The 13,091-nt window shown below is 68.9% G+C and carries 13 protein-coding genes and 1 pseudogene; 4 read left to right on the top strand and 10 right to left on the bottom strand.

Features of this window, described 5'->3' with window-relative positions; all coding sequences use genetic code 11:
* Positions 1-25: 25 nt before the first annotated feature.
* A complete protein-coding gene (locus JGS39_RS32520) occupies positions 26-664 on the bottom strand; it encodes a TetR/AcrR family transcriptional regulator (RefSeq protein ID WP_219573361.1) in 639 nt (212 codons plus the stop codon).
* A 283-nt stretch (positions 665-947) separates the two neighbouring features.
* Here JGS39_RS32520 and JGS39_RS32525 point away from each other — a divergent pair, with 283 nt between their 5' ends.
* Complete coding sequence (locus JGS39_RS32525; RefSeq protein WP_219573346.1) at positions 948-2,417, top strand: recombinase family protein; 1,470 nt, start codon at positions 948-950, stop codon at positions 2,415-2,417.
* A gap of 76 nt (positions 2,418-2,493) precedes the next feature.
* Here JGS39_RS32525 and JGS39_RS32530 read toward each other — a convergent pair whose 3' ends face one another.
* The 5 genes from JGS39_RS32530 to JGS39_RS32550 form a co-directional block, all read right to left on the bottom strand.
* Positions 2,494-3,831, bottom strand: coding sequence for a dicarboxylate/amino acid:cation symporter (locus JGS39_RS32530; RefSeq protein ID WP_219573348.1), 1,338 nt, complete (start codon positions 3,829-3,831; stop codon positions 2,494-2,496).
* Positions 3,832-4,332: 501 nt separating this feature from the next.
* A complete protein-coding gene (locus JGS39_RS32535; RefSeq protein ID WP_219573363.1) occupies positions 4,333-4,587 on the bottom strand; it encodes a DUF4229 domain-containing protein in 255 nt (84 codons plus the stop codon).
* 146 nt (positions 4,588-4,733) lie between these two features.
* The gene (locus JGS39_RS32540) at positions 4,734-5,258 is read right to left on the bottom strand and encodes a GNAT family N-acetyltransferase (RefSeq protein WP_219573350.1); all 525 of its coding nucleotides are present in this window, start codon (positions 5,256-5,258) and stop codon (positions 4,734-4,736) included.
* 124 nt (positions 5,259-5,382) lie between these two features.
* The gene (gene mqnE / locus JGS39_RS32545; protein WP_219573365.1) at positions 5,383-6,546 is read right to left on the bottom strand and encodes an aminofutalosine synthase MqnE; all 1,164 of its coding nucleotides are present in this window, start codon (positions 6,544-6,546) and stop codon (positions 5,383-5,385) included.
* Between the two features lie 247 nt (positions 6,547-6,793).
* Positions 6,794-7,249, bottom strand: a complete 456-nt coding sequence (locus tag JGS39_RS32550; RefSeq protein WP_148020139.1) for an Lrp/AsnC family transcriptional regulator — start codon at positions 7,247-7,249, stop codon at positions 6,794-6,796.
* A gap of 132 nt (positions 7,250-7,381) precedes the next feature.
* On the opposite strand from JGS39_RS32550, the gene JGS39_RS41535 reads away from it, so the two are divergent.
* Positions 7,382-7,516 (top strand): hypothetical protein, encoded by a 135-nt coding sequence (locus tag JGS39_RS41535; protein WP_264302832.1) that lies wholly within the window; start codon positions 7,382-7,384, stop codon positions 7,514-7,516.
* Positions 7,517-7,527: 11 nt separating this feature from the next.
* Here the strand turns inward: JGS39_RS41535 and JGS39_RS32555 are convergent, their stop codons facing one another.
* From JGS39_RS32555 to JGS39_RS32570, 4 genes are all read right to left on the bottom strand, one after another.
* Entirely contained in the window at positions 7,528-8,193 is a 666-nt protein-coding gene (locus JGS39_RS32555; protein WP_219573352.1) for a UbiX family flavin prenyltransferase, read from the bottom strand.
* 82 nt (positions 8,194-8,275) lie between these two features.
* Positions 8,276-9,193, bottom strand: a complete 918-nt coding sequence (mqnP, locus tag JGS39_RS32560) for a menaquinone biosynthesis prenyltransferase MqnP (protein WP_219573354.1) — start codon at positions 9,191-9,193, stop codon at positions 8,276-8,278.
* A complete protein-coding gene (locus JGS39_RS32565; RefSeq protein WP_219573355.1) occupies positions 9,190-10,647 on the bottom strand; it encodes a menaquinone biosynthesis decarboxylase in 1,458 nt (485 codons plus the stop codon). The genes mqnP and JGS39_RS32565 overlap by 4 nt, the downstream gene beginning before the upstream one ends.
* Before the next feature lie 212 nt (positions 10,648-10,859).
* Entirely contained in the window at positions 10,860-11,567 is a 708-nt protein-coding gene (locus tag JGS39_RS32570; RefSeq protein ID WP_219573357.1) for a lytic polysaccharide monooxygenase, read from the bottom strand.
* Between the two features lie 526 nt (positions 11,568-12,093).
* Here JGS39_RS32570 and JGS39_RS32575 point away from each other — a divergent pair.
* Together JGS39_RS32575 and JGS39_RS32580 are read left to right on the top strand one after the other, a co-directional pair.
* Positions 12,094-12,489 carry a PLD nuclease N-terminal domain-containing protein gene (locus tag JGS39_RS32575; protein WP_219573359.1) on the top strand — a complete coding sequence of 132 codons (396 nt, stop codon included), beginning with the start codon at positions 12,094-12,096 and terminating at the stop codon, positions 12,487-12,489.
* 124 nt (positions 12,490-12,613) lie between these two features.
* Positions 12,614-13,091, top strand: a pseudogene (locus JGS39_RS32580) (hypothetical protein); the annotation flags it as partial.

Below are 13,091 nucleotides of genomic sequence, written 5' to 3' on the forward strand. Positions count from 1 at the left end.
CGCGGCGACGGCGGGCGCGTGCACCTCACCGGGACGACGGCGAGGACTGCCCCTGAGGCTGCCAGGGACGGCCGTTCATAAGGTTCTCCAGACCGGCCCAGGAGAAGTTCATCAAGGTGGCCGCCGCCTCCTTGGCCGAGACACCCGGAGTCTCGTTCGCCCATCCGGCGAGCGCCTCCGCGGCGCCCACCAACGCCTGCGCCAGCCCCGTCACATCGCGGTCGGGAAGCGCCGGATCGTGGTGCGCCTCGCGCGCCGCGGCGCCGATGAGACCCGTCACAAACGCAACGATCTCCTCGCGCATCACGTTCACCTCACCGGCGAACGGCTCCCCGTGCGTCCGCGCCTGCCGGTAGAGCACCGCCCAGCCGTCCGGGTTCTCCGCGGTGTGCGTGAAGAACGCCCGCAGCCCCTCCCAGAGTTGCCGGTCCGCCGGCAGCCCCGGCTGCACACCCGCCTGCACGGCTGCGACCAGCGCTTTCGACTCGCGCGCGATGCACGCGGAGAAGAGTTCGTCCTTGGAATTCAGGTAGAGATAGACCAACGGCTTGGACACGCCGGCCAGCTCGGCGATCTCGTCCATCGAGGCCGCACGGAATCCGCGCTGCCCGAAGATCCGCACCGCGGCATCCATCATCTGCTGCTCACGCACCGCGCGCGGCATCCGTTTGCTCTTCACAGCACCCACGTCGACTTCCTCCCGCCCCCGATGCGCTACTCCGCGGAGCCGGGTCCGCCCGGCCCGGACGGCCGGAAGTCGTGCCCCACGACGCACAACGGTGGACTCCCGGTCCGCGACGGACGAGCCGAGGCCGGTTGTGAGCGTCACGGTCGAGGACGTTCTCACGGGCCGGAATGAGCACCGCACGACAGCCTGACCGGCAGCATCCGTAACCGGGCGGCGTGTATGCACGTTGTGCAGCGCGGTATGACAGTCGGAGGGGCACATGTCCAAGCCGCAACGTGTGGCCATTTATGTCCGGATCAGCAAGGACCGCAAGGGTCAGGAGCTCGGCATCAAGCGCCAGGAGAACGCGTGCCGGGAGTTGTGCGCCCGCCTGGGGTGGACCATCCACAAGGTGTACTCCGAGAACGACACCTCCGCCTCCACCACCAGCAAGCGCAAGCGTCCCGCGTACGCAGAGATGCTGCGCGACGCCCGTGATGGGCTGGTAGACGCGATCGTCGTCTACTCCATCGACCGCCTGACACGTCGCATCTCCGAGCTGACCAGTTTCCTGGAAGAGCAGAAGGAGCATGGTTTCGCGTTCGCCACGACCGAGGGCGAAGACACCGACACGGCCAACGGGCGCATGATCCTGACGATCAAGGGTGCCGTAGCTCAGCAGGAGACAGAGCGAATGTCGGAGCGCATCAACGGCTCACTGCTTCAGCGGCGCGAGAAAGGCAAGCCGCACGCAGGCGGTCCCCGCGTCTTCGGGTTCGTACCGGACTCGGGCTTTCAGGAGGTCGTTCCCGAGGAGGCGGAGTTGATCGTGCGAGGGTACGACATGCTCACGGGCGCCCCGGCGAAGACGCCCGGAGACGTGGCGCGTCTCTGGAACGAGGCGGGCGCGCGGTCTCCCGGCGGGACCGCCTGGTCGATCCAGAAGGTCAAGCGGGTGTACCGGTCCGAACGGATCGGCGGGATCATCACGTACAAGGGACAGGACATCGGGGACAGCATCTATCCTCACCCGCTCACCCGCACACAGTGGGACAACGTCCAAACGGTGCTCAACGGGCGGGCAACTCCCGCCGCACAGGGCTCCGGCAAGCGCAAGCACCTGTACTCGGGCTTCCTCAGGTGCGGACACTGCCAGTCGATCATGCGTGTTCAGTGGGCGACGATCCAGGGCCGGACGTTCCGACGGACGCTGTGCCACTCGGGCCAGGTGGGGCACAACGGTGAACTGGGCTGCGGGAAGGTGAGCCGGTCGTACGCCTGGATCGAGGAACAGTTGAACGAGATGGTCGAAGCTGCCTTGGCCTCGCGCCGGCCGCAACCGCAGGAGGCACCCACCGAGGACTTGTCCGGACCAATCGCAGTGCAGGAGGACCGGATCAGGAAGCTGCGCCGGCGGTGGAAGGACGGCTCCATGGCAGACGAGGACTACTTCGACTCCCTCGGCCACCTTCGCACCGCATTGCAGGCCCTCCGCACCCGCGAGTCAGCAACGGTCGTCAGGCAGTCGCGGCGCGTACTGGAGCCCTTGACCGTGTGGAACGACTCAGCCGAGACCCTCGAACGGCGTCGGGCGATCGTCGCCCAGGTGATCGAGAAGGTCGAAGTGTTCAGCGTCGGGCGAGGGCGCCGGAGGCCGCCCGAGCTGGACTCGATCAAGGTGACCCCGGTCGGGGATTCCGATGACGCGGAGTGCCAGTCCCTCGAACATGGGGCATACCCAGCGGCTTGACGAGAAGCACGCAGAATCCCCCCACCAGCTGGGCAGGGGGATTCTTCAGCATGACCAAGGGTGTGATGCCCCAGCGTTACGCGGCGACCGCCACCTTCTCGCGAGACTCGGACGGCTCCTCGACCGGAGAGGCCGAGGCCGCGTTGAGCTTGTCGCGGTCGAGGATGCCCTCTCGTGCCGCCACGATCAACGGTGATACGACCTGGCCGGCCACGTTCGTCGCCGTCCGCATCATGTCCAGGATCGGGTCGATGGCCATCAGCAGGCCGACGCCCTCCAGCGGGAGGCCCAGCGTCGACAGGGTGAGGGTCAGCATGACCGTGGCGCCGGTCAGGCCGGCGGTGGCCGCCGAGCCGATCACCGAGACGAACGCGATGAGGATGTAGTCACCGACACCCAGCTGCACGTCGAAGATCTGCGCGATGAAGATCGCGGCGAGCGCCGGGTAGATCGCGGCGCAGCCGTCCATCTTGGTCGTCGCGCCGAACGGGACGGCGAAGGAGGCGTACTCCTTCGGGACGCCGAGGCGCTCGGTGACCTTCTGGGTGACCGGCATCGTGCCGACCGAGGAGCGGGAGACGAAGGCCAGCTGGATCGCGGGCCAGGCGCCCTTGAAGAACTGGAGCGGGCTGACCTTGGCGACGGTGGCGAGCAGCAGCGGGTAGACGCCGAACATCACCAGGGCGCAGCCGATGTAGACGTCGGCGGTGAACGTCGCGTACTTGCCGATCAGGTCCCAGCCGTAGTCGGCGATGGCGTAGCCGATGAGGCCGACCGTGCCGAGGGGGGCGAGGCGGATGACCCACCACAGGGCCTTCTGGAGGAGCTCCAGGACCGATTCGCTGAGGGTGAGGATCGGCTGGGCCTTCTCGCCGAGCTGGAGTGCGGCGATACCGGCGACGGCGGCCATGAAGACGATCTGGAGGACGTTCAGCTCGGTGAACGGCGTGATCACGTTGTCCGGGATGATGCCGGTCAGGAAGTCGAGCCAGGAGCCGGAGTGCTCCGGGAGCTTGCCGTCCTTGGGCGTGAGGCCGGTGCCGGAGCCCGGGTTGGTGATCAGGCCGATCGCGAGGCCGATGGCGACCGCGATGAGCGAGGTGATCATGAACCAGAGCAGGGTGCGGGTGGCCAGCCGGGCGGCGTTGTTGACCTTGCGCAGGTTGGTGATCGACACCAGGATCGCGAAGAAGACGAGGGGCGCGACGGCCAGCTTCAGCAGCTGGACGAAGATGTGGCCGACCTTGTCGAGCGTGGTGTAGAGCCAGTCGATGTCCTGGCTGCGGGCGAGCCAGCCGAGCAGGACGCCGAGCACGAGGCCGGCGACGATCTGGGCCCAGAACGGGACCTTGGGTATGCGGAAACCGGAGCCGGAAGGCTCATCGGTGGTGGTGGACGCGGGGTTCGCGGACACGGACACACTCCAGATGTGACGCATCGGGACGCACGGGGACGGTGTGCGGGGGGACGGGGGGTGCGGCGCCCGCGTCGGGGGCGGCGCCGCTGCATGATGCCGGTATCAGACGTTGCGGCAACAGACCGCGGACATACAGCGGCAGAGATCGACATGCAGGCGCTCCACGAGCGGGATGCTCGTGGCAGGTCGGAGGCGCACAGCTGTNTGTTAACGTGTTCGACATGAAGACAGCTGTGCGCCTCCGACCTGCCACGAGCGGGATGCTCGTGGCAGGTCGGAGGCGCACAGCTGTCTTCATGTCGAACACGTTAACACTTGAACTTTGAGAACCTCAAAGGTCTTCTTTGGGCCCGAGGGGTGGGCCTCAGCCCGCCTCCCGGCCCCGGGAACGCGAAAAACCCCAGTACAGGAGCGCTCACTCCGGTGCTGGGGTTTCGAGAAGAAAGGCGAGGGGTGTGAGGAAGCTTACAAAGCCCTTACCTCACCCTCACTCCGTCATTACTGGGTGACGCTGTCCTCGCGGGTGCGGTTGGCCTCGAGACGCGCCTTGGCGCGGTCGACCGAGGACACGATCTGCTCGGACATCTCGTCACGCTGCTTGCGCAGGAGTACGTAGCTGAGCGGCGCGGAGAGCACCAGCGCGAGCAGGACGACCCAGACGATGTTGGATCCCCCCGCGCCGGAGGGGATGACCCCGAAGTTGACGGCGATGGCGGCGACGACGAGGCAGCCGACGAAGATGCTCAGACGCATCGCGGTGTACCGGACGGTTGCGCTCGGCTTGGCAGCGGACACAGCTGGCCTTCTCTCTACGTACGACAGTCCTGCCCGACCAGTGAAGCATGCCCCACAATCGATCAGTTCGGAGGGCTGCGCCAATCACTCCGCCGGGGGCGCTCTCAGCCGAGGGGCAGCAGCATGATGACGTCGTCCCTGTCGTCGCCGTCGGACACCCGGATCGCCCCCGGCACCCGCCCGACCTCCTTGTATCCGCAGGCACCGTAGAAGCGGTCGGCGCCCGTGCCGCCTCGGCAGGTGAGGCGGATCGCCTCGATGCCGTCGATGGTGCGGGCGGCGTCGGCGGCTGCGGCCATCAGGTCGCGGCCGTAGCCGCGGCCCTGGTGGCGGGGGTGGACCATGACGGTGTAGATCCAGAGCCAGTGCGCCATGAGGCGGTGCGTGTTGTGGGTCAGGAAGGCCGTGGCGGCGATGGCGCCCTCCTCGTCGTAGCCGACGAGGATCCGGGTGCGGCCCTCGGCCATGGACACGAGGTGCTTGACCAGTTCGGGCCGCACGTCCTCGGCCGTCACCGGCGGCACGAAGCCCACCGCGCCGCCCGCGTTGGACACATCGGACCAGAGCTCGGCTATGCCGTCCCGGACCGACCGGTCGAACTTCGGATCCAGCTCAAATGTAAGTGCCATGCGCGCATGTTAACCATTACCCACCATCTGCTCAAACACCGTCCGGAACGCGAGAAAGCTCCGGCCGGGGACGGCGGCCGGAGCTTTCGTACAGCGCTGCGCGCGCGACGGGGCGCGCGCCGGGTCAGACCCGCATCGGCTGCGGCGACTCGCGCCGCCCGGCGTCCGGGCCCGGGTACTCGCGGATGATCTCGTACCGGGTGTTGCGCTCCACGGGCCGGAAGCCGGCGTCGCGGATCAGGTCCAGCAGATCCTCACGGCCCAGCTTGTTCGGCGTGCCGTAGTTGTCCGCGTCGTGCGTGATCTTGTACTCGACGACCGAGCCGTCCATGTCGTCCGCGCCGTGCTGGAGGGCGAGCTGGGCGGTCTGCACGCCGTGCATCACCCAGAAGACCTTGACGTGCGGGACGTTGTCGAACAGCAGCCGGGAGACCGCGAAGGTCTTCAGCGCCTCGGCGCCGGTCGCCATCGTCGTCCGCGCCTGGAGCTTGTTGCGGACCTTGCCGTCCTTCATGTCCACGAAGTCGTGCTGGTAGCGCAGCGGGATGAAGACCTGGAAGCCGCCGGTCTCGTCCTGGAGCTCGCGCAGCCGCAGCACGTGGTCGACGCGGTGACGGGGCTCCTCGATGTGCCCGTACAGCATCGTCGCCGGGGTCTTGAGACCCTTCTCGTGCGCGAGCCGGTGGATGCGCGACCAGTCCTCCCAGTGGGTGGCGTGGTCGACGATGTGCTGACGGACCTCCCAGTCGAAGATCTCCGCGCCGCCACCGGTCAGCGACTCCAGACCGGCCTCGATGAGCTCGTCGAGGATCTCGGAGGCGGAGAGCCCGGAGATGGTCTCGAAGTGGTGGATCTCGGTGGCGGTGAACGCCTTGAGGGAGACCTCCGGCAGCGCTTCCTTCAGCGCGCTCAGCGAACGCGGGTAGTAGCGCCACGGCAGGGTGGGGTGCAGCCCGTTGACGATGTGCAGCTCGGTGAGGCTCTCGCCCTCCATCGCCTTCGCGAGGCGGACGGCCTCCTCGATGCGCATCGTGTACGCGTCCTTCTCCCCCGGCTTGCGCTGGAAGGAGCAGTACGCGCACGAGGCGGTGCACACGTTGGTCATGTTGAGGTGACGGTTGACGTTGAAGTGGACGACGTCGCCGTTCTTGCGCGTACGCACCTCATGGGCCAGCCCGCCCAGCCAGGCCAGGTCGTCGGACTCGTAGAGCGCGATCCCGTCCTCGCGGGACAGCCGTTCGCCGTCCCGGACCTTCTGCTCCAGCTCGCGCTTGAGTCCCGCGTCCACTAGGGCGCCTCCCATTTTCTCTCCGTAACAGACTTCAGCTCACCGTACGCCTAGTGCCGCGACCGGCAATGTTTGCCCCGTAAGGAGCGTCGTCCGGTGCGTGTGATCGCAAGGCGGACAGAAGTCCTCGGAGGGGGCACCTCCCATGCCCTTCAGGCCATGGGGGAGGAGCTACTAGGGCTTTTGGCCGACGCGGCGAGCGCGCGTGCCGGACGACGCGACGGGGCAAAGCTTGCCGGGAGGGGCGCTAGCCCTCTTCCGGGAGGTCTCCGACCCGGTTCTCCCACTTGGTGGAGAGCACGATCGTCGTACGCGTACGGGAGACGCCCTTGGTACCGCTGAGCCGGCGGATGGTCTTCTCCAGGCCGTCCACGTCACCGACCCGGACCTTGAGCATGTAGGAGTCGTCGCCCGCGATGAACCAGGCGTCCTCGATCTCGGCGAGGTCCTTCAGCCGGTGGGCCACGTCCTCGTGGTCGGCGGCGTCCGAGAGCGAGATGCCGATCAGGGCCGTGACCCCCAGGCCGAGCGAGGCCGCGTCGACGGTGGCGCGGTAACCGGTGATGACACCGGCGGTTTCCAGCCGGTTGATGCGGTCGGTGACGCTGGGCCCGGAGAGCCCGACGAGCCGCCCCAGCTCGGCGTACGAGGCCCTGCCGTTCTCCCTGAGGGCCTGAATGAGCTGCCTGTCCACCGCGTCCATGTGACTGAAACCTTCCATTGTTCAGCAGTTTCGCGAGTCTACGTGTAGAATCTAAGGCATGCAGGCTTCACGGCCTGCAAATCTTTCCGAACTTCCAAAAAATGCTTTCGAATCTTCAGGAGTGGATACACCGTGTACACGATCGAGATGGCCTACGCCCGGATGCGCGAGCTGCAGGACCTGGCCAACCGCTCGCGTGCCCACCAGCCCGCCACGGCCCACCGGGCCGGCCTGACGCGCAGGCTGCGCGCCCCCAAGAAGCGCTGACCCCACCCGGGTCAGCCGCGAGAGCCGCCACCGAGCTCTCCCTCCCAGCGGCGGTACAGCTGGTGCGGCACTCCTGCCGCGTCCAGCACCCGTCCCGCGACGAAATCCACCAGATCCTGGATGTGCGTCGCCCCCGCGTAGAACGCCGGAGAGGCGGGCAGCACGACCGCGCCCGCCTCGTCCAGGGCCACCATGTGCCGCAGCGTCTGGCCGTTCAGCGGCGTCTCGCGCACGGCGACGACCAGCTTCCGCCGCTCCTTGAGCGTCACGCTCGCGGCCCGTTGCAGCAGGTCCTTCGAGAGCCCGAGCGCCACCCCGGCCACACAGGCCGTCGACGCGGGCACGATCAGCATCCCCTTCGCCGGGTACGACCCCGAGGACGGCCCCGCGGCCAGATCGCCGGCCGCCCAGTGCCGTACGCCGGACACGTCCACGTCGAAGGTGTGCGGCTTCCCGTCCGCCCCCCGCGCCAGCCAGCCGGCCAGGTCCTCCCGCCAGTGCGCGTCGCGGAAGGCGATCCCGGTCTCGTCCAGCAGCGTCAGCCGCGAGGCGCGGCTCACCACCAGGTCCACGCTCTCCCCCGCGGCCAGCAGGCCGCGCAGCACGGAGGCGGCGAATGGGGTGCCCGAAGCGCCTGAAACCCCGACAATCCAAGGCTTTCGCTGCTGCTGACTCACTGAAGTCCCGGAATCCACACCCCCGAGCCTATCCGGCACCCTTCTCCAGCGGCGCGTCAGGAGTTCGAGGCCCCGACGGGTACTACACCGTCAGGCCGCGCACCAGCAGGTCCAGCAGCGCACACGCGAAGAGCGCGATCCCGATGAACCCGTTGACCTGGAAGAACGCCCGGTTCAGCCGCGACAGATCGTGCGGCCGCACCACCCGGTGCTCGTACACGAAGGCCACGGCGACGATCACCATGCCCACCCAGTAGAAGAGCCCGGCCTCCGTGGCCAGTCCGAACCAGACCAGCAGGCCCGTCGTCACCACGTGGCAGACCCGCGCGCCCCACAGCGCCGCCGGGACACCGAAGCGGGCCGGGACGGACAGCACCCCGTGGGCGCGGTCGGCCTGGACGTCCTGGCAGGCGAAGATCAGGTCGAAGCCGCCGATCCACACACCGACGGCGAGGCCCAGGATCACCGCGTCCCACGACCAGCTGCCCGTGACCGCCAGCCAGGCGCCGACCGGGCCCATGGCCTGGGCGATGCCGAGGATCGCGTGCGGGTAGTTCGTGAACCGCTTGCCGTACGGGTAGACGACCATCGGGATCACGGCGACCGGTGCCAGCGCCAGACAGAGCGGGTTCAGCAGGGCCGCCGCCCCGAGGAACACGACGACGGCGACGAGCGCGCCGGTCCACGCCGACTTCACCGACACCGCGCCGGTCACCAGCTCACGGCCGGCGGTGCGCGGGTTGCGGGCGTCGATCTCGCGGTCGATGATCCGGTTCGCGGCCATGGCGAACGTGCGCAGTCCGACCATGGCGACGGTGACCAGCAGCAGCGTCGTCCACTGGACCGACCCGTCGTCCAGGAACATCGCGGTCAGCGCGGCGATGTAGGCGAAGGGCAGCGCGAAGACCGAGTGCTCGATCATCACGAGCCGCAGGAACGCCTTGACCTTGCTGCTCGGTTGCGCGGGGCCGGAGCCCAGGGTCGCTTCGGCGGCGCTCACAGTCCGTATTCCTTCCAGCGGCGGTCGACCTTCGCCGCCGTGTCCGGGTCGGACTCGACCATGTCCGGCCAGCCCCCGTCCCGGGTGTAGCCCTCCTCGGGCCACTTCTTCGTCGCGTCGATGCCCGCCTTGCCGCCCCAGAACTGCTGGTACGAGGCGTGGTCGAGGTGGTCGACCGGTCCCTCGGCGACGGTGAGGTCACGTGCGTAGTCGGTGTTGCCCAGCGCCCGCCACGACACCTCGTGCAGATCGTGGACGTCGCAGTCGGAGTCCACGACGACGATCAGCTTCGTCAGCGACATCATGTGCGCACCCCAGATCGCGCTCATCACCTTCTGGGCGTGCTTGGGGTACTTCTTGTCGATCGAGACGATCGCACAGTTGTGGAAGCCACCGGACTCGGGCAGGTGGTAGTCCACGATGTCCGGAACGATGATCTTGAGCAGCGGCAGGAAGAACCGCTCGGTGGCCCGCCCCAGCGGCCCGTCCTCGGTCGGCGGCCGGCCGACGACGATGGACTGGAGCAGCGGCCGCTTGCGCATGGTGACGCAGTCGATGGTCAGCGCGGGGAACGGTTCCTGCGGCGTGTAGAAGCCGGTGTGGTCGCCGAAGGGGCCCTCGGGAAGCATCTCCCCGGGCTCCAGCCAGCCCTCGATGACGACCTCGGCGTTGGCCGGGACCTGGAGCGGCACGGTCTTGCAGTCGACCATCTCGATGCGCTTGCCCTGGATGAATCCGGCGAAGAGGTACTCGTCGATGTCCCCGGGCAGCGGGGCGGTGGAGGCGTACGTGACCGCGGGCGGCGCGCCGAAGGCGATGGCGACCGGCAGCCGCTCGCCGCGCTTGGCAGCGACCTGGTAGTGGTTGCGGCTGTCCTTGTGGATCTGCCAGTGCATGCCGATGGTGCGGCGATCGTGGCGCTGCAGGCGGTAGAGCCCCAGGTTCCGGACGCCGGTCTCGGGGTGCTTGGTGTGGGTGAGCCCCAGGTTGAAGAAGGAGCCGCCGTCCTTGGGCCAGGTGAACAGCGCGGGCAGCCGGTCCAGGTCCACGTCGTCGCCGGTGAGGACGACCTCCTGGACGGGGGCGTTCTCGGACTTCACCTTCTTCGGCGGTACGTGCACCATCGTGCCGAGCTTGCCGAAGGCCTCCCGTACGCCGACGAAGCCGTGCGGCAGTTCGGGCTTGAGCAGTCCGCCGATCTTGTCGCTGATATCGGCGTAGGACTTCAGCCCGAGGGCCTTGAGGAGGCGCTTGTCGGTGCCGAAGACGTTCATGGCCAGGGGCATCGAGGAGCCCTTGACGTTCTCGAAGAGCAGCGCGGGTCCGCCAGCCTTGTTCACCCGGTCGACGATCTCACCGACCTCCAGGTAGGGGTCGACCTCGGCCTTGATGCGCTTGAGCTCGCCCTCGCGCTCCAGGGCCCGGAGGAGGGAACGAAGATCGTCGTAAGCCATGCCGTCCAGTCTGACATCCCGCCTGCCGCGGGCTGCCGGGGCTCCCCCGCGTCGGAGGCCGCGCTTCTCCGCGGGATGCGGGATACGGCATCCCGCGGAGAGGCGGCCACCCCAGGGGGCCGGGCGCCGGTGTGACGGCATGGGCCTCGGTGAGGCCGGGCGCCGGTGTGACGGCGTGAGCCTCGGTGGGGGCCGGGCGCCGGGCGCCGGTGTCAGCAGGCGCCGAGGTCCTCCCAGACGCCCCATTCGCCGGTGCTGCCGGGCTGCTCGCCCTGCGTCCACCACTTGGCGCGCCAGGTGTGGTCGCCCAGGGACACGGTGTCGCCGCCGTTGTAGACGCGCCCGGCCTCCCAGGCGGACGCCGCGCAGTCGCCCGGGTCGCCGGGGTCACCCGGGTCGGTGCCGCCGCCGATCTGTACGTCGACGCAGGCGTAGAACGCGTTGGCGGTGTCGGAGATGTTCCAGACGGCGAGGACCTTCTGCCGGCCGGTGAGGGAGCCGAAGTCGACCCGGTGGGTCACCGTGGCTCCGGGCTGGGCGCCGCCGTCGTTGAACTGGGCCACCTTGGCGCCGCCGACGAAGTACTGCCAGCTGCTCGTGGCGTGCCGGGCGGTCAGCTGCCAGGAGAAGTCGGCCGAGCTCCCGACCGGTGTGACCTTCCAGTTCTTGCTGTCGTCGTCGAGCTCCGCGAAGTCCGCGTGGCCGCCGCTGCAGCTCGTCAGCCCCTTGGGGCCCTCGACGCTCTGCGGCTCGTACTTGATCTGGCCGCAGTCGACGACGCCCGCGGCGCACTGGGCCTGACGGCTCGGGGGTGAGGAGACGTATCCGTGCGCACTCGCGGTGGTGGCGGGCAGGGCGACCGCGATGAGGGGGGCGATCCCCGCGCCGATCACGAGAGCCAGTCTTCGCTTGGCGTTCATGCCAACTCCTTCGCCGAAGGGGCTGCCGCAGGCAACGGCAGCATCAGGACGCGCCCGCACCGGCGTGGTCCCGTGGCGTGATGCGCACCGGGCACGGTGAACACACGGGTGCGGCCGGTGGCGAGGGGGGCGCCGCCCCGCAGACCCTTCGCGCGCCGCCGGCCACGCACTGTCGACCGGGACTCACCTATAGGTCTGGACCATACTCGGGGCGGGGCGTCCGTCAAGAGTGCGCACCGCCCCGAGGCGCGCGGCCGCACCGGCGACCAGTACGCGCCAACCGCCTTACCCCACAGGGGTTCTGGGGGCGCATGGCGCGATCCGCCGGCGGAGGCAGGGCCATGAGGCCTTTCGCGGAGAAGGGCGAGGAACGAGCAACGCCTCGGACAGCGGCCGCGAGGTCACGGCCGGCCGAGCCCGCCCCCCGGCCCGCTCTCCCGGGGACGTAAAGGACACCCGCTACTCTGGGCGCGTCACCGGGGCAGGGCATCGCCCCGCCAACTCTCCTCGGGGGGACCTCTCCACCATGCTCCGGGCCCTGATCTATCTCCTGCCTCTGGCGCTGACGATCTACGCGTTCATCGACTGCCTGAACACCCCGGAGGACGAGGCCAAGCACCTGCCGAAGGTCGCCTGGGTCTTCATCATCCTGCTGTTCTGGATCGTCGGCCCGATCGTGTGGCTGGCCGCGGGCAAGCTGCGCCAGGTGCCCGAGGGTGGCCGTACGCCCTCCGAATGGCACCGCGGCAGCCGCCGGCAGTGGGTGGCGCCCGACGACAACCCCGACTTCCTGAAGTCGCTCAAGGACGAGAACGAGAAGGACGAGACCGTCCTCAAGGACTGGGAGGCGGACCTGCGCCGCCGCGAGGACGAGCTCAAGCGGCGGGAGGGCGGGCCGGAGTCGACCCCGCCCGCTTCCTGATCCCGAGCACGACCCAGCGCCCGATCGCGATCGTTCGAAAATCTTCACCCCCCTCCAACACCCGGCCGATATCCTGATGTTGACGGAGTGACAGATCAGGGTGGGCGGCGGAGCTGGGGGTGCTGTGGAGCGAGACCTGTACGGGCGCGAGGCAATTTTCGGTGACGACGGACTTGCGGCGCGGCTGACCGGTCTCACTCCGCACGGTTCGCGGCGGGTCACCTGCGAACACGGCGTGGACCCGCCCGTCGCGGTGCTGACCGGCGGCCGGGGCATGGGCAAGACGGCCGTGCTCAAGCAACTGCGCAGCCTGTACCGGGAGATCACCCCGGTCGCCCTGGTGGACTGCGAGGCCGTGACTCCGCCCGCCGACCCGGGACCCGGCTGGACGCCCGTGACGGGAGTGCTGCCCGAACTGGCCACCCAGCTCACGGCACGGGTGCACGCCGCCCGCCCCGTGCAGTTCCCCCGGCTCAGCCTGGGCCTGGTCGCCGTGGCCTCGGTGTCCTGGCGGCGGGAGGACGAGTCCCGGGCCCAGCGCGACCTCCAGTCGCTCGGCCCGGTACTGGCGACGCTCGACACCCGGGCCGACACCGCGACGG

The sequence above is a fragment of the Streptomyces poriferorum genome, assembly GCF_019399235.1.
GTDB classification, from domain to species: domain Bacteria; phylum Actinomycetota; class Actinomycetes; order Streptomycetales; family Streptomycetaceae; genus Streptomyces; species Streptomyces poriferorum.